This is a genomic window from Sebaldella termitidis ATCC 33386 (assembly GCF_000024405.1).
GTDB classification, from domain to species: domain Bacteria; phylum Fusobacteriota; class Fusobacteriia; order Fusobacteriales; family Leptotrichiaceae; genus Sebaldella; species Sebaldella termitidis.
In genome coordinates this window covers 3,402,269-3,423,578 of record NC_013517.1, presented here as the reverse complement: position 1 = coordinate 3,423,578, position 21,310 = coordinate 3,402,269, and the positions used below count along the sequence as shown (strand labels likewise).

19 protein-coding genes are annotated in these 21,310 nt (G+C 34.5%); 14 read left to right on the top strand and 5 right to left on the bottom strand.

Annotated features, from left to right (window positions below; genetic code table 11):
• Positions 1 to 59: 59 nt before the first annotated feature.
• From STERM_RS16085 to STERM_RS16030, 12 genes are all read left to right on the top strand, one after another.
• Positions 60 to 584 carry a hypothetical protein gene (locus STERM_RS16085; protein ID WP_012862684.1) on the top strand — a complete coding sequence of 175 codons (525 nt, stop codon included), beginning with the start codon at positions 60 to 62 and terminating at the stop codon, positions 582 to 584.
• 200 nt (positions 585 to 784) lie between these two features.
• Positions 785 to 1,549 (top strand): DeoR/GlpR family DNA-binding transcription regulator, encoded by a 765-nt coding sequence (locus STERM_RS16080; RefSeq protein WP_012862683.1) that lies wholly within the window; start codon positions 785 to 787, stop codon positions 1,547 to 1,549.
• A 252-nt stretch (positions 1,550 to 1,801) separates the two neighbouring features.
• A complete protein-coding gene (locus STERM_RS16075; protein WP_012862682.1) occupies positions 1,802 to 4,219 on the top strand; it encodes a glycyl radical protein in 2,418 nt (805 codons plus the stop codon).
• A gap of 6 nt (positions 4,220 to 4,225) precedes the next feature.
• Positions 4,226 to 5,137 (top strand): glycyl-radical enzyme activating protein, encoded by a 912-nt coding sequence (locus STERM_RS16070; RefSeq protein WP_012862681.1) that lies wholly within the window; start codon positions 4,226 to 4,228, stop codon positions 5,135 to 5,137.
• Positions 5,138 to 5,162: 25 nt separating this feature from the next.
• Positions 5,163 to 5,918: a DeoR/GlpR family DNA-binding transcription regulator gene (locus STERM_RS16065; RefSeq protein WP_012862680.1), complete on the top strand. Its 756-nt coding sequence runs from the start codon at positions 5,163 to 5,165 to the stop codon at positions 5,916 to 5,918.
• Positions 5,919 to 6,223: 305 nt separating this feature from the next.
• Positions 6,224 to 6,961 (top strand): deoxyribose-phosphate aldolase, encoded by a 738-nt coding sequence (deoC, locus tag STERM_RS16060; RefSeq protein WP_012862679.1) that lies wholly within the window; start codon positions 6,224 to 6,226, stop codon positions 6,959 to 6,961.
• A 12-nt stretch (positions 6,962 to 6,973) separates the two neighbouring features.
• Positions 6,974 to 7,417, top strand: a complete 444-nt coding sequence (locus tag STERM_RS16055; RefSeq protein ID WP_012862678.1) for a PTS sugar transporter subunit IIA — start codon at positions 6,974 to 6,976, stop codon at positions 7,415 to 7,417.
• 17 nt (positions 7,418 to 7,434) lie between these two features.
• Positions 7,435 to 7,938, top strand: coding sequence for a PTS sugar transporter subunit IIB (locus STERM_RS16050; protein ID WP_012862677.1), 504 nt, complete (start codon positions 7,435 to 7,437; stop codon positions 7,936 to 7,938).
• Positions 7,938 to 8,765 carry a PTS mannose/fructose/sorbose/N-acetylgalactosamine transporter subunit IIC gene (locus STERM_RS16045; protein ID WP_012862676.1) on the top strand — a complete coding sequence of 276 codons (828 nt, stop codon included), beginning with the start codon at positions 7,938 to 7,940 and terminating at the stop codon, positions 8,763 to 8,765. Before STERM_RS16050 ends, STERM_RS16045 begins: the two co-directional genes overlap by 1 nt.
• Positions 8,765 to 9,574, top strand: a complete 810-nt coding sequence (locus tag STERM_RS16040) for a PTS system mannose/fructose/sorbose family transporter subunit IID (RefSeq protein WP_012862675.1) — start codon at positions 8,765 to 8,767, stop codon at positions 9,572 to 9,574. Before STERM_RS16045 ends, STERM_RS16040 begins: the two co-directional genes overlap by 1 nt.
• Before the next feature lie 5 nt (positions 9,575 to 9,579).
• Positions 9,580 to 9,885 carry a hypothetical protein gene (locus STERM_RS16035; protein ID WP_147289491.1) on the top strand — a complete coding sequence of 102 codons (306 nt, stop codon included), beginning with the start codon at positions 9,580 to 9,582 and terminating at the stop codon, positions 9,883 to 9,885.
• A 165-nt stretch (positions 9,886 to 10,050) separates the two neighbouring features.
• Positions 10,051 to 11,571, top strand: coding sequence for a phosphohexomutase domain-containing protein (locus tag STERM_RS16030; protein WP_012862673.1), 1,521 nt, complete (start codon positions 10,051 to 10,053; stop codon positions 11,569 to 11,571).
• 72 nt (positions 11,572 to 11,643) lie between these two features.
• On the opposite strand, the gene STERM_RS16025 is transcribed toward STERM_RS16030, so the two are convergent.
• Positions 11,644 to 13,086, bottom strand: coding sequence for an alpha-amylase (locus tag STERM_RS16025; RefSeq protein WP_012862672.1), 1,443 nt, complete (start codon positions 13,084 to 13,086; stop codon positions 11,644 to 11,646).
• Positions 13,087 to 13,116: 30 nt separating this feature from the next.
• Positions 13,117 to 13,407, bottom strand: coding sequence for a hypothetical protein (locus tag STERM_RS16020; protein WP_012862671.1), 291 nt, complete (start codon positions 13,405 to 13,407; stop codon positions 13,117 to 13,119).
• A 576-nt stretch (positions 13,408 to 13,983) separates the two neighbouring features.
• Between STERM_RS16020 and STERM_RS16015 the strand changes: the two genes are divergently transcribed.
• Positions 13,984 to 15,009, top strand: coding sequence for a Gfo/Idh/MocA family oxidoreductase (locus STERM_RS16015; protein WP_012862670.1), 1,026 nt, complete (start codon positions 13,984 to 13,986; stop codon positions 15,007 to 15,009).
• An 83-nt stretch (positions 15,010 to 15,092) separates the two neighbouring features.
• Here the strand turns inward: STERM_RS16015 and STERM_RS16010 are convergent, their stop codons facing one another.
• The gene (locus STERM_RS16010; protein WP_012862669.1) at positions 15,093 to 16,034 is read right to left on the bottom strand and encodes a DKNYY domain-containing protein; all 942 of its coding nucleotides are present in this window, start codon (positions 16,032 to 16,034) and stop codon (positions 15,093 to 15,095) included.
• A 272-nt stretch (positions 16,035 to 16,306) separates the two neighbouring features.
• Between STERM_RS16010 and STERM_RS16005 the strand changes: the two genes are divergently transcribed.
• A complete protein-coding gene (locus tag STERM_RS16005; protein WP_012862668.1) occupies positions 16,307 to 17,341 on the top strand; it encodes a LacI family DNA-binding transcriptional regulator in 1,035 nt (344 codons plus the stop codon).
• Positions 17,342 to 17,412: 71 nt separating this feature from the next.
• On the opposite strand, the gene mngB is transcribed toward STERM_RS16005, so the two are convergent.
• Positions 17,413 to 20,049 (bottom strand): mannosylglycerate hydrolase, encoded by a 2,637-nt coding sequence (mngB, locus tag STERM_RS16000; RefSeq protein ID WP_012862667.1) that lies wholly within the window; start codon positions 20,047 to 20,049, stop codon positions 17,413 to 17,415.
• A gap of 25 nt (positions 20,050 to 20,074) precedes the next feature.
• Positions 20,075 to 21,175, bottom strand: coding sequence for a PTS fructose transporter subunit IIC (locus STERM_RS15995; protein WP_012862666.1), 1,101 nt, complete (start codon positions 21,173 to 21,175; stop codon positions 20,075 to 20,077).
• Positions 21,176 to 21,310 lie beyond the last annotated feature (135 nt).

Genomic DNA, 21,310 nt, shown 5'->3' with positions numbered 1-21,310 from the left:
ATTTTATAATAGATAATAAAATTGTCTGAAAAGTGTTCTAAAAGAGAAGGAGTATATAAATGGAAATAAATTCATATATTTTAAAGCCGGGACATGAAATGATACCGTTTAAAACTTATGCAGATTTTGTAAATGTAAATGATATTGGAAAATTATTGGAAGTGGAAAAAGACTTAGATAATTTTTATTTAGACGGAGCTATTGAAATAAAAACTAATGATCAAACATTACTGGAGTTAAATGACTGGGATTTGGTAGATCAATTATGGAGTTATATTTTAAATATAATTGAAGAATATAACATAAACGGTGAGAGTGAAGTTTATTTTCCAGATTCTCCAAATAAAATAAAAATAAAGAGAATGTATAATGATTATTTGATGTTCTCAATTGTAACGGATAAAGAAAGAAAAATAATAATTAATAAAAATGAAATTTTTGGAATTTTATTAAAGAAAGCAAAAGATTTCTTCAGTTCTATATCAGTGCTAAAAGATTATAAAGATGGCTCGCTAAAAGAAATTGAAAGGGCAGAAAAGATTGCTGGTGATACGCTGGAAGCAGATTATAATCGAGAATACTAGGGAAATTCAAAATATAATATAAGAATAAAAAACGAAAAACCTGAGGGAAGATATAAAAATAGGAATTACTTTAATATGAAAAATAGAGGTTTTATTCCTGTCAATTTCCTCCATAAATTCCCATATCTGACACTAAGCAATTGACATAAAAAATATAATATGATAGCATTAATTAACTTAATTATAAAGGATGGAATCAAATGCTGGCTTCAGAAAGATTAATGTATATAAAACAACAGCTGGACAGAAGAAAGGTGCTGAATCTGAGGGATATAACCAGTGAGCTGAATGTGTCAGAATCTACCATCAGAAGAGATTTTGAAGAGCTGGAAAAGCAGGGTGTGCTGAAAAGAGTTCACGGCGGGGTTATCAAAGCAAAAATGGAATCTATATTATCTGATACTATGGAGCTTACCATGGATGAAAAAGCAATACTGAATATGGAAACAAAGAAAAAGATATGTTATGAAGCTTCTAAGCTGGTGAAAGACGGAAACTGTGTCTTTGTAGATGGCGGGACAAGCCTTATGTATATGCTTGACTATTTATGTGATAAAAATGTTAAGATAGTAACACACAGCGTTCTGAATGTTCATAACATACTTAATTCAAAAGCTGAGATAATAGTAATAGGCGGAAAATATATCCCTAATTATAAAATGAATGTAGGGCCTATTTCCATAGAGACAATGGAAAAGTTTAATTTTGATTATTCATTTATCGGCTGTACAGGTATTGACCTTTCCGAGCGTACTGTCTTTACTGCTGATATGGAAACTGCTGCTATAAAACAGATAGCCATAAAAAATGCTTTAAGCAGTTATCTTTTGATAGATTCCAGCAAGCTGGACGTAAGAGGTTTTTACAAATTTTCAGATTTAAACAGTTTTGATGCCGTATTCACTGATGAATACCCTGATGATGCTGAGAAAATAGAGAATGTAGTCGTATGTAAGAATAACTGATAAAAATATCTTAAAAGAATGTTTTATAAAACATATGCTGTTTTTTAGACTTCTGTTTGAGATATTTTTTTGTGCAAAAAATTTAAAAGCATAAGTATAAAAATTGTAAACAGTACATAAAATGTCAAAATATATCATTTTTTGATATTTTATGAAATTATTTGATTGAATTTGGTGGAAAAATGTTGTATGATATTATTAAGGAGGAAAGATAACCTGATAATAATATATATGTAATAATAGGAGGAAAATATGGGAATTTTTTTAGAGTTTAAGCCGAAAAATGATGGTATGGACATAGAAAGAATCCATCGTCTGCAGCAGAAAATGGAGAAAAGAAAAGCCAGTATATGCAGTGAAAGAGCGGTCTTGTTTACAGAATCTTTTTCAGCTACAGAAGGTGAAGATTATGTTCTGAGAAAGGCGAAAGCCTTTGCACATGTTTTAAAAAATATGAGTATTTATATCGAAGACGACAGTCTGATTTTTGGAAATCAGGCAGCCAGAAATTTTGCGGCACCGATTTTTCCTGAATATTCATTTAACTGGGTAATTGATGAGCTTGATGAATTTGAAAAGAGAACAGGAGACATATTTTATATAGATGAGAAGGATAAGAAGGAATTAAGAAAACTTCAGAATTACTGGTCAGGACAGACACATCAGGATGAGGTGGTAAGAACTACGCCTGAAAGAATAGTTCTGTCAGAAAAGCAGGGAGTCCTCCACAGAGGCGGGATATCAATGTCAGGAGACGGTCATATAGTGCCGGATCATGAGCTGATTTTGAAAAAAGGTTTCAGAGGGATAATTAATGAAGCTAAAGAAAAACTAAAAACAGCGGATAATGAAGAAGCTGAGATTTTCTATAATTCAGTAATTATAACTCTTGAAGCGGCTCTGGATTTTATTAAGCGTTATGGTCGACTGGCAGAAGAAATGGCGGAAAAAGAAACAGATATTAAAAGGAAAAATGAGCTTCTGGAAATAGGGAAAATGTGCAGAACTCTGATGGAACAGCCTGCACAGAGCTTTTATGAAGGGTGCGAGATATGCTATCTGGTTCATATGCTCCAGATGATAGAAAGCAACGGACACTCCTTCTGTTACGGCAGATTTGACCAGTACATGTATGAGCTGTATAAAAAGGATATTGAAAATGGTGTCATTAGTAAGGAAAAAGCACTTGAAATTATTACTCATATGTTTTTGATGAACAGCAGCAATAATAAAATAAGACCATATGGACATACGAAATTTTCTCAGGGATATCCGCTTTATTCCAATCTGATGGTAGGGGGAAGAAAGCCTGACGGGGAAGACGGAACTAATGATTTATCATATCTCTGCATAGAAGCAATGAATCTTACTTCTATGGCAGAGCCAAATTTCTCAATGCGTTATAATGAGGATACACCCGATGATCTTGTACGTCTTGCTGCAAAGCTTATCAGAACAGGCTGCGGCATGCCGTCGATGTTTAATGACGAGGTAGTGGTAAAAGGACTGACAGATATCGGTATAAAAAAAGAAGATGCCTTGGATTACTGTGCAATAGGGTGTGTAGAAACAGGAGTGCCGGGAAAATACGGGCATAGAGCTACAGGTATGACATATGTAAACTGGGGTAAGCTTGTGGAGCTGGTATTAAATAACGGAAAAGATCCGAAAAGCGGCATACAGTTAATTTCCGTAAACGGACAGGATAATACGAATATTGACTATAAGAATTATGATGAACTATGGAGTGCATGGGAAAAGCTTCTGAAATATTATTCGGATTTAGCTGTGGAATGCGACTCTATATGTGACCGTTCTCTGGCAAAATATGATGCTTCACCGTTTGCCTCATGCTTTATAGATAATTGTATGGAAGTGGGCAAGACGCTGAAAAACGGCGGGTGCAAATATGATGTTATATCACAGTCAAATATAGGACCCAGTGTAGTGGGAAATTCATTTGCAGCAGTTAAAAAGCTTATATTTGAGGATAAAAAGCTGACATTTAAGGAGCTTAAGGCTGCAATGGAAGCAGACTGGAAGGGAGACGAGGCTGAAAAAATACATAAGCTTGTAAAAAATGTGCCAAAATTTGGAAATGATGATGACTATGTAGACTATATTGTAAAAGATGTATTTAACTCATACCTGGATCTTCTTCCTTCATATAAAACGGAGCGTACGGGAAAAGGACCGGAATTGAGCTGTTACACTATGTCTACATCAAATATAACTTCTTATGTGCCTAACGGACTTGATGTGGGAGCCACACCTGACGGAAGAAGAGCTAAAAGTCCTTTGAATGAGGGGTGTTCTCCGACTCAGGGAACTGATAAAAACGGTCCTACAGCAGTTATTAACTCTGTCTCAAAGCTGCCTAATTCCAGAGTAGCGGCAGGACAGCTTCTGAATATGAGATTTTCACCCGGATCACTGGAAGGAGACGATAATCTGGAAAAGTTCGTGGGCTTCTTAAAGGCAAGCGTGAAAAAAGGAATATATCATAATCAGTTCAATATAGTGGATTCAAAAGTTCTGCTTGACGCAAAGGAAAATCCGGAGAATTATACTGACCTGATAGTACGTGTAGCCGGATACTGCGCACAGTTTGTATCATTGATGCCTGAAGCGCAGGACGCTATTATCGCAAGAACTGAAAATAAGTGGTGATATAAAATGTCAAAAAAAGCACTGATCTCAAATATTCAGAATTATTCCACCAAGGACGGACCGGGTATAAGGACAACGGTTTTCTTTACCGGGTGTAATCTGAAATGTGTATGGTGTTCAAATCCAGAGTTAATAGAACCGGGAATTAAGGTAATGTATTTTGAAAACAGGTGTCGGAGATGCGGGAAGTGTGCAGAGACAGCGGTAAATAATTCCATAATTCTCACAGAATCCGGCTGTGAAATAGACAGGGAGAAGTGTACTAATATTGAAGAATGTATGGAAGTATGTCCTTATGAAGCTTATGAAAAATCCGGCTATGAAATTTCTGTGCAGGATTTATATAATAAGCTTATCAGGGATAAAATATTTTTTGAGCAGTCAGGGGGCGGAGTCACTTTTTCCGGAGGTGAGGCAGGCTTACAGTATGAATTTTTGTCAGAAATCGGAACGGAACTGCAAAAAGATAATATTCACACTGCATTAGATACAGCGGGTCTGATAACATGGGAAAAGCTGGAGAAAGCGATTAACAGTATGAATATGGTTTTATTTGATATAAAGGCATATGACAGCAGACTTCATAGGAAATATACCGGAGCAGGAAACGAGCTTATACTGGAAAATATTAAAAAGACTGCTGATAAGAATAAGGAGCTGATTATACGAATGGTAATAGTTCCCGGCATGAATGACAATATAGAAGATATAAAAAAGAGAATATCCTTCATAAAAGAGCTTGGCAGTGCTGTAAAACAGATTGATATATTAAAGTATCACAATCTGGGCGAAGGAAAGTACAAAAGCCTCGGGATGATATATTCCGTTCCAAAAGACTTATACAGAGAAGAGAGTTTTTGGAAAAAAGTGAAAGAAATGGCATCGGAAACAGGAGTAAAAGTTACTGTTGACGGATAAATACAGTAAACGGGGAGAGGAAAAAATGCTGGCATCGGAAAGATTAATCCATATAAGAAAAAGACTGGAAGAGAAAAAGATACTAAATCTGAAAGATATAACACTGGAACTGGAAACATCAGAATCTACAGTCAGAAGAGATTTTGAAGAGCTGGAAAAACAGGGATTTTTGCACAGGATTCACGGCGGGGCAATCAGGGCAAAATCAAGAAGGCTGGATACTGTAGAGCTGAGCATGAATGAAAAATCTGTTATAAACAGAGCTTCCAAGAAAAAAGTATGCTTTGAAGCTTCCAAACTGATAAAGGACGGTGACTGTGTATTTATAGACGGAGGAACAAGCCTTATGTACATGTTTGATTATCTCTGCAATAAAGATATAAAAATAGTTACCCATAATATGCTGAATATACATAATCTGGAGAATATAAAGGCTGAAATCGTAGTAGTAGGCGGCAAATATGTAACTAATTATAAGATGAATGTAGGGACGATAGCTATGGAATATATGAAAAAATTCAGCTTTGATTATTCGTTTATAGGCTGTACAGGAGTTGATACAGCAGAAAATACCGCATATACTATTGATACTGAAAGTGCAATGGTGAAGCAGGCTGCCATAGAAAGCTCACTGTCAAAATACCTCTTAATTGATAAAACAAAATTAGATTTTAAAGGTTTTTATAAATTTACATCTTTAAATGAATTTGATGCAGTTTTTATAGACAGTTATCCTAAAAATGCAGAAAAATTAGATAATATTATAATATGCAGTAATTAATGAAAGAATTTGAAAAAAATAAACAGCTCTTGTTTTCAATAACTAAGAGCTGTTTTTGTTTATATAATAAAGTTTTTTGAGAGTATTTGAAATTTAAAAACATATTTTTTGGAATAATTTGAAATAATATGCTTGATTTTGGAAGAAAAATATTGTATACTTACATTAAGTGAAAGGAGGTACTAAGAAAAAAAACAACGTTTAAGCTTAAAATCATAGTGTGAAACTTTTGAAGTATTTTGAAAGAAAAAAATATGAGAGGAGACATAATATCCGGAAAAGTGAAGGGATATTATAAAAAAGATATGAAACCAATAAAAAAAGCCAGTGAAATGAATTTGGAAGAATTAGGGGCATACATTGATCAGTCAGTGTTAAAGCCGGAATTTACTCAGGAAGAAATAAGAAAGTACATTCAGGAAGGGATAGATTATAAGTGTAAAACAGTATGTATAAATCCCGCTTCTATTGATATTGCAAATGAAATGACAAAAGGAACTGCTACAAAGGTCTGTGCGGTATGTGATTTTCCTTTTGGGACATCTGCGACAGAATCTAAGGCTATTCAGGCAGAGGAATGCTGTAAAAAAGGAATTTTTGAACTGGATATAGTAGCGAATTACGGCTGGATAAAAAGCGGAATGTGGAAAGAAGTAGAGGAAGACATCAGAGCAGTAAATGAAGTATGTAAAAAATATAATATTGCTTTGAAAGTAATATTTGAAACAGATGCATTAACAATAGACGAAGTAAAAAAAGCAACAGAAGCAGCAATAGCAGCAGGGGCTGACTTTGTAAAAACTTCAACAGGATTTTTTACAGGCGGAAAAAATGAAGGAGCAACTGTAGAGGTTATTAAAGCTATGATGGATACTGCCAAAGGAAGATGCAAAGTAAAAGGTTCAGGAGGAATAAGAACAAGGGAATACTTTTTGGAACTGATTGATATGGGAATAGACAGAATGGGTGTTGGATATAAATCTACACCGGTAGTATTAGGATTAGACAAGGCAGGTAAAACAGCCGATAAAGAAATTTATTAACCGAGGTGAGATATGAAGTATATGTTATTGGTAAGTCACGGTACAATGGCAAAAGGATTATACGATGCTGCGGGAATGGTTCTTAACTGCGGAGAGAAATTATCATACTTGTGTCTTTCAGAGGATATGGATGTAGAAAAGTATAACAGGGAACTGGAAACTAAATTAGCTGAAATAATAGAAAAAGACAAAATATATGATTATGAGGATTTTGTGATATGCAGTGACATCATGGGAGGTTCACCCTGTAATTCGGCATTAGCCTTATTAGAAAAGCAAAATTTGATAAATAAGACATTTGTGATAACAGGGATGAATCTTCCGCTGGTAACATCAATTCTGCTGGAAGACGAAAAGCTGGATACAGAAAAGATAAATGTTTTAATAGATGAAGCAAGAGAAAGCATACAGATGTTAAATTTTAATTCATGCTCTGAAACTGATGAAGAGCTGTAATTCAGGAGGAAAAATATATGGCAATAAGTTTTATTAGGGTAGACGACAGAATTATTCACGGACAGGTAGTAACGAGATGGTCTATGGAAAGACCGTGTGACGGTATTATAGCAGTGAATGACAAATGCGCTACCAATGATTTACTAAAAAATGCTTTGAAAGCTGCTTCTACTAAGAAAACATTTATATGGACACATGAACAGTTTTTACAGAAAATGGACGAAGCTGTAAAAAGCGGAAAAAATTATTTTGTAATTACTAAAGAACCTGTAACCATGGCTAAGCTTCTGGTAGATAACGGAATGACGGTAAATGTTCAGACTTTGAACGTCGGTCCGCAAAGTGCCAGAGGAAATACAATTTATGTAAATAAAAACTGTGATGTAACAAATGAAGAATTTGAAGCTTATGAGAAAATACATCAGGCAGGCTATAATGTAGAATTTCAGCTGGTACCCGATTCTACAAAGGTAACATATGAAAGCATAAGAAGCAAGGTACAGAAAAAAGGTGATAATTAATGTATATAAATCTTATTCAGGCATTATTAATAAGTATATTTGCATATCTGGGAACACTGCCGAGTCTGCTGGGGTCAACAGTAGGCTGGTATGTTCTGGGAAGACCGTTTGTTTCGGGAGCTATAATAGGTTTGATCCTGGGGGATGTTCAGGCAGGGATTATAATAGGCGCGGCAGTACAGATAGTTTTTATAGCAATGATTACACCGGGGGGAGCAATGCCGACTGACCTGAATGTGGCGGCATATATAGGAGTAGGTTTAGGGCTTATTTCATATAAGTCGGGTGCCAGCGTGGAGTCAGCCGTGGCAATAGCTACGGCAGTAGGAGCTGTAGGAGTAGTATTTCATAATTTTCAGATGATAGTAAATACTTTATGGAATCAAAGATCTGTAAAGTATATAGAAACGGCTGATTATAAGCAATTATTACTTAATCATTCTGTTTATCCGCAGATTACGCTGTTTCTTTTCAGAGCATTACCGACTTTTGTAATATTATATTACGGACAGAGATATGCTTCAGAAATCTTAAGGGTATTTCCGGCAGATTCTTATATTATGAGAACTCTTACTACTTTAGGAGGAATGCTTCCGGCAATAGGAGTTGCCATACTGATAAATGCGATTACCAAAAAAAATATAGATATACTTCCTGTATTATTAGGGTTTACATTAGTAGTAACATTGGGAATAAATATGCTTTCACTGGCAATAATAGCAGCATTTTTTGCATACAGTCAGTTTCATAATGATAAAGGACAGACGCTTCAGACAGAAGAAGTAGGAGTGAAAGCAGAACTGGATGATATGGAGGAGGAGCTGTAATGAAAAAATTAAGCAGAAAAACATTGAATACATGCTGGATCAAATGGTTTTTCGGTCATTTGCATTCTATGTCATTCCAGTGGCTGCAGGCATTTGGCTTTGCCACATCAATGGCTCCGGTCTTGAGAGAATTATATCCTGATAATAAGAAGGAGCAAATATCCGGATTAAAGAGACACGCTGCTTTTTATAATACAGAACCGCAGTTAGGATGTGTGGTAATGGGTGTAGTCTGCGGACTTGAAGAAGAAAAGGCAAATGGTGCAGATATAGATGATGAGATGATAAACAGTATAAAACTGGGACTTATGGGACCGCTGGCAGGAATCGGAGATGCTATGATTCCCGGAATGTACATACCGCTGCTACTTTCTATAGGAATAGGCATGTCAGGAAACGGAAGTGTCTTAGGACCGCTGTTTTATGTATTTACTTATATACTCAGCATGCTTCTGGCAACGCATTTTATATTTATGAAGGGGTATTTATTAGGAACTAAATCGATAGATCTGATAATAGGAGAGACAACAAGAAAAATACGTAATGCGTTTAATCTGCTGGGAGCAATTGTCGTCGGTGGTGTAGGAGCTTCCTATGTGCATGTGGCAACAAGAGCAGTCATAAAAACCAGTGAAACAAGCAGCATTGTTATAAATGATATGATTAACGGAATTTTCCCGAATTTATTGTCATTAGCAACAATTCTGTTTTGCTGGTGGCTTATGTCTAAGAAAAAAATATCATCTGTAAAAATAATGCTTATATTATTCATAATATCACTTGCCGGAGTGGCAGCAGGATTTTTCTGATGCTTATGGACAGAAAAGAAATTTTAAGACTGAATAACACACTTATCAGTGAATTTGTCAGAAAAAAGGCTGTAGACAGACAGAATTCCATTTGCTGTGATGAAATAAAAATAGGCTGTGATGAGAAAATAAAAAGATTTTTGATACAGGAATTAATAAAACAGGGATTTGTGTATAACGGCGAAGACAATAAAGTCTGGTTTGAGCATAAGAAATGGGAAAGCGAATTTAAGAAAACTTATATAATATATTATGGTATTTTACTTTTGCCTGTTATCAGCGGATTATTATTAATAATATTGAGAAAATAAAACTTTTCATCCTTATGGCAGGCATTAAAATTGGAAGTTTGTAAAGCAGTTTTTAAAATTAAAATAGCAGAAAGGATTCCGGACATAGAAACAGGAGTCCTTTTTTGAAACAATGAACTGCCGTATATACAGGTAAAAAATAAAATGTTTTTGAATGGAGGAAAGATGCAGAAAAAACTGGAGAGATTGCAAAGCAGTTCGGATATCAGGGGAATTGCTGTTCAGTTCGAGGACAGGGAAGTCACATTAAACAGAGAAACAGCAGCTTTACTGGCTCAGGGTTATATCAGTCATATTAGTAAAAGACTTGGAAAGAATCCGGAGGATATGAGAGTATCACTGGGGGTAGATTCGAGGGTGACAGGTGAAAAATTGAAATGTGCTTTTGCCGAGGTATTAATGGATGCTGGTATGGAAGTTTATGACTTTGGGCTGGCGACAACACCTTCAATGTTTATGAGTACGGTTTTTGAAAATTATAAATGTGACTCTGCCGTTATGTTTACCGCAAGTCATCTGCCTTTTTATTATAACGGAATAAAGTTCTTTACAGATAAGGGCGGTTTTGAAAATGAGGATATAAAGGAAATTACAGAAAAAGCCATTGAGCTTTCTGAAAAACAGGCAAAAAAGCATATACAGAAGGGGAAAATAAATAGAACCTCTATATTAAAGGATTATTCAGAATTTCTGGTAAATAAAATCAGAGAAGGTGTAAATTCGAGCAAAAATTATGAAAAACCATTGGAGGGTATGCGGATAATAGTAGATGCCGGAAACGGCTCGGGGGGATTTTTTGCTAAGGAAGTTCTGGAGGTTCTGGGAGCTGATACCACAGGAAGTGCTTTTTTGAATCCTGACGGAAATTTTCCAAATCATATACCGAATCCTGAGGATCAGACAGCAATTAATTTTTTAAAAAAGTCTGTTACTGAGAATAATGCTGATCTCGGCATAATATTTGATACGGATGTGGACAGGGCAGCCTGTGTAGATAAAGCCGGGAATGAGATAAACAGGAACAGGCTTATAGCTCTTACTTCTGCAATAGTACTGGATGAATTTCCGGGAAGTACTATAGTAACAGATTCTGTTACTTCTGATGAAGTGCACGAATTTATTGTAAGATCAGGCGGAAAGCATTTCAGATATCAAAGAGGGTATAAAAACGTCATAAACAAAGCTCTTGAGCTGAACAGGCAGGGAATACAATGTCATTTAGCAATAGAGACCTCAGGACATGCAGCATTTAAAGAAAATAAATTTCTGGATGACGGGGCCTATCTTACGGCAAAAATCTTAATAAAGCTGGCGAAGTTAAATGAAGAAGGGAAAAATATAGAGGATCTGCTTGAAGGCTATAAAGAACCGGAAGAATCCAAAGAAATCAGGCTGAGAATAACTGCTGATTCAAGAAATGAATATATGGATAAGCTGATGAAGGATATTGAAACACATAGTAAAAAGACAGAAAACTGGAAACAGGTAAAAGAAAATTATGAGGGGATCAGGGTTAATTGTACTTATAAAGAGGGGAAGGGCTGGTTTTTACTCAGAAGCTCACTGCATGAACCAATAATATGCATAAATATAGAAAGTAATTTTCAAAATGGAACGGATTTGATAACCAAAGAGGTAACAGATATTTTGAAAAATTATAAAGAAATAGAAATGTCAGGATTATAAGAAAAGCAGCAGCAAAAATATCGGAAAAAATAAGAAAGGGACTGTATTGATACAGCCCCTGTTTATATTTTATTATTTTTTAACCCATACTGCTACATTTCCGGCATTTACTCTGAATTCGGCTTCGCCGTTTTCATCAATCTGTATTTCATCCTTAATATTTTCAGTTATTTCGAACCAAGTTTCACCTGCGTGCTCTTTACCTATATTTATTTTTTTACTTCCCTCAGTATGATTTGATAAAATCATAACAAGGCCTGAATCAGGATGTTCCTCAGCACCTTTTCTTACTATTCCTATAAGATTAGGATCGTCAAAATAATTTATCTGTTCACCGTAAGCATAATGTTTTCTTGTGTATAAAAGTTTATCGATCATCCATCTGTGAGGACTTTCTTTATCACCCAGACTGTAATAATCACCATAAAAAATACACGGATACCCATCAGCTATAAGAAGTATAATAGCATATGCCAGAGGCTTGAACCAGCTTTCCACCTGTGATTCAAGCGCACTTCCCCATTGTGAGTCATGATTATCTACAAAAGTAACAGAAAAAAGCTTATTATTTGTTACAATAGAATTTTCAAATATATTTCTTAAATCGTATGCCTCTCCCTCTTTTGAAGCAGTGAAAAAATTATAATGCAGCGGAACATCGAATAATTCTACCTCATAATCTACATTATTAAGATACTCTTGAATAGAATCCAAATCATCTTTCCAGTATTCTCCAACTGCATAAAATTTGTCCCCTTTGACTTTTCTTACTTCCTTAAGAAATCCTTCAATAAAGTTACTGTTTATATGCTTTATTGCATCAAGGCGGAATCCGTCTAAATTAAGTTCATCAGCTACCCAGATTCCCCATTTGTTCATTTCGTCTACGACTTCCGGATGATCATAATCTATATTGGCAAACATAAGATAGTCATAATTGCCGTTTTCATCATCTACATTCTCATCCCAGCTTTTTCCCTCTCCCATTATTCTGTAAATAGCATTTTTTTGATTGAGGTTGTTAAAATCTGTTCCGTTAAAATGATACCAATGCCATTTGAAATCCGAGTATTTATTATTTCTGCCTTCAAAGTTAAATTTAGTCCATCCTTCAATTTCATACGGATCTGATACTGGCTTGTTTCTGTCATTGGGGTCAACTTCCTGAGCTAAAAATTTTTCTGTTTCATCTGCACCGGCTTTATGATTCATAACAGCATCCAAATAAACTGATATTTCATATTTATGCAGTTCTTCAATTGCAGCTTTTAACTCTTCTTTAGTACCATATTTTGTAGGGATAGTACCTTTTTGGTCAAATTCTCCCAAGTCATACAAATCATAGGCCCCGTATCCTACATCTAAGTCAGAGGTTCCTTTTATCGCAGGGGGGATCCATACAGCATTTATTCCTATTTCTCTTAAATGTTCTGCATCATCAGCTAAACGTTTCCAGTGTTTCTTATCAGCAGGTAAATTCCATTCAAAATATTGAAACATTACACCGTTCTCCATTTCGCCTCCTAATTATTAACATATTTTTTGTTAAAATATTTCTTCGATTAACTGTCTGTAACATTCTGTTAAATTAAGTAATTTTTCTTTAAGATCTTTAATTTGGTCTATATCTTCAACTTCGCTTAATTCATTTAATATATTTCTTGAATTTTGGTTTATTTGAGTGCTGATCTCTATGAGGCTTTGTACTTTTTTTTCATTATTTTCATTTTTAATTTCTGATAATAAAATTAATCTTTCTCTTGATTCGTAACCAGATGTAATAATTGCCACTATTTCTTTTTTCAGGTCTAAATAATCTTTGATATTTTTATCCATATCTTATCTCCTTTAAAAAAATTTGTGTTGATAATAAAAAAGAAAATACATGTGCTCAATATTTTGCTGTAATTAAAAATTTTGTTAATTGCTTTTGTTAATATTATATCAAAATTTTTAGTAATTGTATATAAAAATATACATTTGGTTTTGATAAAAGATTCCGCTTGTCTGGTGATAATCTTTTCAATATTATTTTTTATGTCTGTGTGACAGCTTTATCATCTTGATAGTATAGATACAGCTATTTTCTTGATTAAACAATATGTTTTAAAATAAATCATGATTATATTAACCAAAAAATTGAGTATTTAGGAGCAGCTTTTCACTAAAAAAATAATTTTTTGAAAAAGAAGAAATCATCTGATTTTGCTTGTTTAAAATTATGAATATTATTAAAAAATACTGTAGAAATTTTTTTTATTTTAATAGAATTCTTTTTTATATGAAACCTGTATTATAAAAATAAGATCAGTAAATTATGAATTTTTCTTGAATTTATGAAAATTTGATATTATACTGTTAATTAGGAAGAGTATAATAAAAAAATATAGAATAAAGAAACTGGAGGAAAATATGCTGACAATCGCTTATATTGGAAACGGTAAAAGTACAAACAGATATCATCTGCCATTTGTTTTACAGAGAAAAGACAAAATAAAAGTCAAAAAAATATTTGCAAGGCATCCTGAAAAACTGGAATGGGACAGAATACCCGGTGTTCTGTATACTGATAATATTAATGAGCTATTACATGATGAGGAGATTGACCTGATAGTAATCTGTACACGTGACGATAATGACCTTCATTATAATTATGCGAAAATGGTTTTGGAAAGTAATAAGCACTGTCTGGTGGAAAAACCATTTATGTCATCTGCTGCACAGGCAAGAGAAATATTTTCCCTTGCCGGAGAAAGGAATCTCATAGTACAGGCATATCAGAACAGAAGATTCGACAGTGATTTTCTAACAGTAAAGAAAGTAATAGAAAGCGGTAAGTTAGGCGAGCTGCTGGAGTTGGAAATGCACTTTGACTATTATCGCCCGGAAATACCGGAATCAGTAAGGGAGTTCCAGCCGGAAATGTCTTATCTGTATGGTCACGGCTGTCACACTCTTGATCAGGTGATCAGCTACTTTGGAAAACCAGAAAATATTCATTATGATGTGCGTCAGTTACTGGGAGAGGGCAGAATGAATGATTATTTTGATCTTGATTTATATTACGGAAATTTTAAAGTTTCTGTAAAATCCAGCTATTTCAGGGTAAAAGAAAGACCCAGCTTTGTTATTTACGGTAAAAAAGGTTATTTTGAAAAAGTAACTAAGGACAGACAGGAAGAACATCTGAAGGTATTTTATATGCCTGATAATAAAGATTTTGGAATAGATCTGCCGGAGCACTATGGAACCTTGATTTATTATGATAATGACGGACAGTATCATGAAGAGAAAGTAGTGTCAGAAAGAGGAGACTACGGACGTGTATATGATGATCTTTATGAAGCTGTGATTCACGGGAAAGAGAAAACTATTACAGATGAACAGACACTGCTTCAAATGGAAATACTGGAGGAGGGAATAAGAAATCTGAAATAGCCCGGTTTTAACAGAAAACAAAAATCTCCGGATATCAGCTGAGTACCCGGAGATTTTTGTTTTGTGATTTATCAGTGTAATTATTATTCCAATTCAGATGTGTTATATTCTCCATTTTTATCCTTAAAAAAAGATACTTTTTCTGCACATGTATGTTTATCAATACACTTAGTACCAAGAAAAATAAATGTTTTTCTGTCTATATCAGTAAGTTTAGTCTGCTTAAAGTAAATATTTCTCCTGTCCGCTGCAAGATTTTCTTCAAGAATTTCAAAAGTTTCGGAATCAGCACCTGTTATTTTCTCACCATAATAATATACGTTATTTTTGTCCTTTGAATAACTGCTGCTTAATATGGTAAAGCTTTTTGGATCTGCACTTTTTATTTTTGAATCATAAAAATAAACATTGCTTTTATCCTTTGAATAATAATCATCCAATACTTTAAAGCTTCTGACATCTGCAGTATTGAATATGATAATATTGCCATAATTAAGATAATCCCCGTAATAAATATGATTTTTATCCTTTGAAAAAGTAGAATTCAATACCTTAAAACTTTTCGTGTCAATTTTATTCAAAAAAATATTTCCGAAGTAAAAATGATTTTTATCTCTCGCATATGGTGAATTCAGAATTTCAAAGCTTTCTGTATCAGCCGCGGACAGTATCCCGGCATAATATACATTATTTTTATCTTTTGAAAAATCAGTATCTCCAAATAGTTCAAAGCTGTCGGGATCTGCTTCTTTGATTGCTGTACCCAGACGGTAGACTCTTGTTTTATCTTTAGTGTATGCGGAATCACTGAGTATTATAAAGCTTGCAGGATCAGCATCTTTTATTATTCTGTCAGCGTTATAAACATGTGATTTATCTTTGGCATAAGAATCGGACAGTATTTCAAAGCTGTTTATATCAGCCCCTGTGACAGGTCTTCCGTAAATATAGATTATTCCGTTATCTATGGAATACTGGCTGAATAATTTTAGACTTATAAATATAAAAAGTAATATTTTTTTCATAGAACTCTCCTTTGTAATATCAGCTTTAAAAAAATTTTGTATATGTTAATATTTTACATATTTATTTTGTAAAATTCTATTATATCATGCAATATGTTTTTTATAAAATTATATGCGGTTTTCCGAATTAAAATGAAAACTTTAAAATATAAAGTTTAAACAGGAAAATATATCGTTAATACCCAAATATCATTGACATTTATGGTATATGTGATAAAATGGAATCAGGTCAGAAAACTAAAAAAACAATCAAAAATATAGAGGGGTTTTATATGAATCCGAAAGAAAAAATATCAATGAAAGATATAGCAAAATTAGCAGGTGTTTCTGCCAGTACTGTATCAAGAATTATTAACAACAGCGGGCAGATATCCGAAAAGACAAAAAAGAAGGTTTTTTCATTAATGAAAAAATATAATTATACACCTAATATGGTTGCTAAAAGCCTGAAAATTAATAAATCAAAATCTATAGGAATCATTATAACCAATATTCAAAATGAGTTCTTTTCAGAAATTGTCCTGGGAATTGAAGATTTCTTTTTTAAAGTGGGGTATTCTGTTTTTATCTGTAATACCAGCCAGAATCCCAAAAAAGAGATGGAATATTTTAAGATTCTGGATTCCAAGCTGGTTGATGGAATTATCTGTATTTCCGCACTTGAAAAAACTCCAAAGGATTTTTATTCTAATCACAGAAAAATACCTATGGTATGTATAGACAGAATATTTGACCCTCATGCCTCAGATACTTTTTATGTAGAATCCAGTCATTTTGACGGGGGTTTTCTTGCTACAGAAGAGCTGATAAAAAAAGGATGCAGAAAAATAATGATTTTAACTAAAAAGAGAAGCTTTTCCGCAAGTCAGAAACGTTTTGAGGGCTATAAAGAGGCACTGAAAAAATATGATATTCCTTTTGATGCAAATTTGGTTATGAAATTCGACGGAAATCTTTCGAGCTTTGATGAAACGAAAAAAATAGTGGATAAAGCTGTTTCAAGTGGTCTTGAATTTGACGGAATTTTTGCAACCTCTGACTGGCGTGCATATGGTGCTCTTATCTCACTAAAAGAACACGGAATTTCTGTGCCTGAAAAAGTAAAAATCATAGGCTTTGATAATATTTCTATTTCTAAGTACTCTTATCCTAAAATAACTACTGTAAATCAGGATAGAGAAGCTATTATCCAGCAGGTTTCGAATCTTTTGTTCGATCTTATGAATGATGCTGAGCTGCCGGATGAAATAAAAAATAAAAAACATATTGTTATTCCTGTCTCTCTTGTTAACAGGGAAACAACATAAAAAAGGCTGTATTTCATTCAGAATTTACAGCCTTTTTATTTTTGAAAAGTTTTGGAGCAGTATGCCTAAAATTAGAGTTTTAAGAGATAAGTCTGAAATTCACAGAAGTTTAGTTCGTTTTTAGACTCTGTGCTGCTTCTTTCATCAAGCATAACAGCTTTGTCTGCAATATTGTTTTTTATACTGACTGTTTTTGATATAAACGGATTAAAGTATCTTATTATATATCCGTCACCATTTTCAGCTTTTTTAAATGCACTCATAACTGCTTCAGTATCTTTATAAGAAAACATGCTGTATTTTTGCGGAAGAGTCTTTTCCTCATCACAATATACATAAATCAGTCTTCCGTTCAAAAACTCCGAAAACTGGTAAACAGGCATAGGAGTGAGATATTCCTTGGCTTTTTTGGCAATATGTGCATTATCAAAGCTTCCTTCAAAAAAAGTCAGAGCAAATGAAAAGTCAAACTCTCCCAAAAGCTGTGCGTCGGGAGTTTCTATGATAGATTCTCCTGAAGCTCTGCCGGGTCTGTATAAAAGGTCAGTTTTTCCCATATGACTAAAAGTTCGGAACAGGGTCAGACGTATTGTATCATATTTTTTACCGATTATTTCATATTCACGAACCCCTTCGGTAATAACGGCTGTACCGTGATTTTCGTCATGAAGACTCACAAAGCTTTGCATCGGCTCTATGGATACAGGAGTTTCCTGCCATTCTTCCTTTTCCCATGTCTTCATTTCGGGAAGATATACAGGTCTTTGAACAATACCAAACAGCTGATCTGCGGTAGAAAATTTACCTGCGATTTCTGTGTCAAAACATACACACAGTCTGTGGCTGAGTACCTGATTATCTGCCTTTACACTGAATCTCACAAGGTCATCATTTTTTCTGAGAGAAACTTCTATGTTCAGTCTGAAATTTTCGCTGTTTATTCCCTTGCTTCTGCTTTCAAGGTCTTTTGGAACTTTCATGTTTAACTGGAGTTTTAGTACATTTTCCACATCTGATTTATACACTTTAGTACCTTCTGATTTTGTATTTTGCAAATCTGAAGATCTGATTACCATATCTTTTCTCGGAGGCGAGTAATTATAGGAATCGCCGTCATCGCCGTTTTCTTCGAATATCATCTGATTATGATATATTTTATCGGATTTTTTATCTTTTATGGTAAGTGTATTATTGGCTTCAAAAGTGATATGATAAAATTCATTTTCTATTTCATTTATCTGATATTCTTTTTCGACTTTTTGTTTTTCTTTTTTTGCCATATCTATGTAAAATTGTGTATATCCCATTGCCGGGACAGAACCAGTTTCCACAAGTATTTTTGCTTTATATACTTTTTCCGGCATATATGCTTTTTTGCTGGGATTCAGGTATATATGCTGGCTTAAAACATAATCAGTAAGCTCTGTCTTTTCTTTTATTACATATTTTAATTCTTTTCCGTCGAGATCAAAGATCCGGAAATCATCCTCAGGAATATAAGCTGTAAATTCTGTAACACATTTTCTTTCATATGGAAGAGGATTAAAGATATTAAAGCTAAAATCACTGTTATGATCTATTTTTCGGCTTATCAGCCTCATATTCAGATCCAGAAGATTTTCCGACATATCCTGTGCGATTTTATAACGGCTTGCTATATCTCTGTTTGTAGAGTCGCTGTTACAGGCTCCTATACTGTCATGTGCAGCATTTGCAAACATTAATTTCCATATTTCAGCAAGCTCCTCATGCGGATAACGGTTTCCCAGAGAATAACTTATTGATAATACAGGTTCAAGTATGTTTACTATAAAGTTTTCTATTTTATTATTTGCCTGTTTCAGATCAGCACGTGAAGAAAAAATAGATTTATGAATCCGGCTGTTTTTCCCTTCTGTTAACTCCCCGTGTATTATCGGAAGATTTTGACAGTCTTTTTCTATTTCTGCCATAAAATTTTCCGGAGAATCTATGATATATTCTCTTTCGGAATTCAGCCTGTTAAATTTCTTGACTAATTCAGGCAGATTTTTTCTCACAGGTGCCTGATCAAGACCGTTTGGAAAATAAACATGTTTGGTAGAGGCTTTATTTTCCAAGGCACTTATTTTTTCATCAAGATAGTGTATGATTTCTTCATCAGCTTCGGGAATATTAGCGCCGTAATAATAACCGAAAGGAATCTGCACTGCAAGCATTTGCGTACCGTCATCACCTTCCCAAATAAATTCGGTTTGTTTTAGACGGCTGTCTGCAACGCCTCTCCAGAAAAGAAACTTATCAATATCAAAATGTCTGTATATCTGCGGCATATTTCCACCCTGACCGAATATATCAGGGGCATATCCTATAGGCATTGAATGTCCCATTTTATCTGCATAATCAATTCCGTAATATAAGTTTCTGACCACGGATTCCTGAGATATTACCAGCTGGTCTGTCTGTGTATTCCAAGGACCGGTTAAAAACCTTTTTTCAGAAATCAGTTTTTTCAGTCTTTCCTCATCGGAAGGACAATATTTTAAATAGTCTTCTATAAGTGAACTTTGGGCATCCATAAGAAAGAAACCAAAATCTTCTTTATTTTCCAGAACATCCAAAACTTCTTTAATATGTTTTATCAGATATATTTTTGATCTGGAAGATGTGAAATACCATTCTTTATCCCAGTGTGAATGTGGGATAATGTGTACTTTTGTTTTTTGCATATTTATCTCCTTGTAAAATTATTTCTTAATCAAAGCTGAGTTCTATCTCTTCTGAAACAGTTTCAGCGACAGCTCCATTGTCTTTTTCTGTAAAGTCTACAAGAAAATTAGCACCAAAGCCTATTATTAAAGCCCCTGATATTCCGCCGACAAGATACGCCCATCCGTTACCTACACTGAAAAATCCATACATTCCGCCTATAGGAGGCATTTTTACATATATTCCGAGTAAAGCAGCAATCGCAGTTCCTGCTGCACATGCTATGACATTTAACGGAATCAGCTTGCCGGGACTTTGGAGTGTAAAAGGGATAGCACCTTCGGTAATACCGATTACTCCCATAATAACAGCACCGCTGCCTGCTTCTTTAAATGTCTCGGAAAAGTTTTTCTTTTTTATGAGTGTGGCAAGTCCGTAACCCAAAGGCGGAATCCATATTGCTACATTGACTAAAATAGAAGGAAGATAGACACCGCTCATGAATAAAGCATTTCCTGCCATCCATGCTGCTTTATTTACAGGACCTCCAAGGTCAAAGCCTATCATTGCTCCGAGTATTACCGCCAGAATAACGACATTTGTATTATTTTCCGACATTTTTGTAACCCAGTTCAGAAGGGAAGTATTGATCCAGCCTAAAGGACCGCCTAATATCAAAGCCATCAGAATGCCGGTCAGTCCGATTGTAAGCAGGGGAAGAATAATAAGAGGAACGGAACTTGCAGCAGCACCTTTTATTTTAACATTATTTTTTATTTTATTAGTGATCCATCCTGCGAAAAAACCAGTTACTACTGCTCCAAGAAATCCTGCATTTGTAGTGCTTGCCAGTACACCGCCTACAAAACCAGCTGCAAGTGCGGGCTTTCCGGCTATTGAATAAGCAATATATCCTGAAAGAACTAAGTTAAGGAGTCCTATTGCACTCCAGCCTACATTCTGGAACATCCAGACATAGTGAAAAAAACCTCCTGCTTGTGCGTAATCATCAAGGTTACTCACTCCGCCGGCAAATCCTATTATCTTTGCTACTGCCACAACTAATGAACCGCCTATAATTACGGGAAGTGCATAGGAAATGCCTCCCATGAGGTGGTCTCTTGCCTCATAAAGTTTCTTTTTCATAATATTATCTCCTTTTTAAGTACCTGATGTAATGTCCCGTTTATAATCAGTCAAATATTACTGATTGTTTTATCATCTGTCAGTGCAGTTAATTCGGCACTTTACTGCAGAACGTTAAAATATTCAATCCGTTTA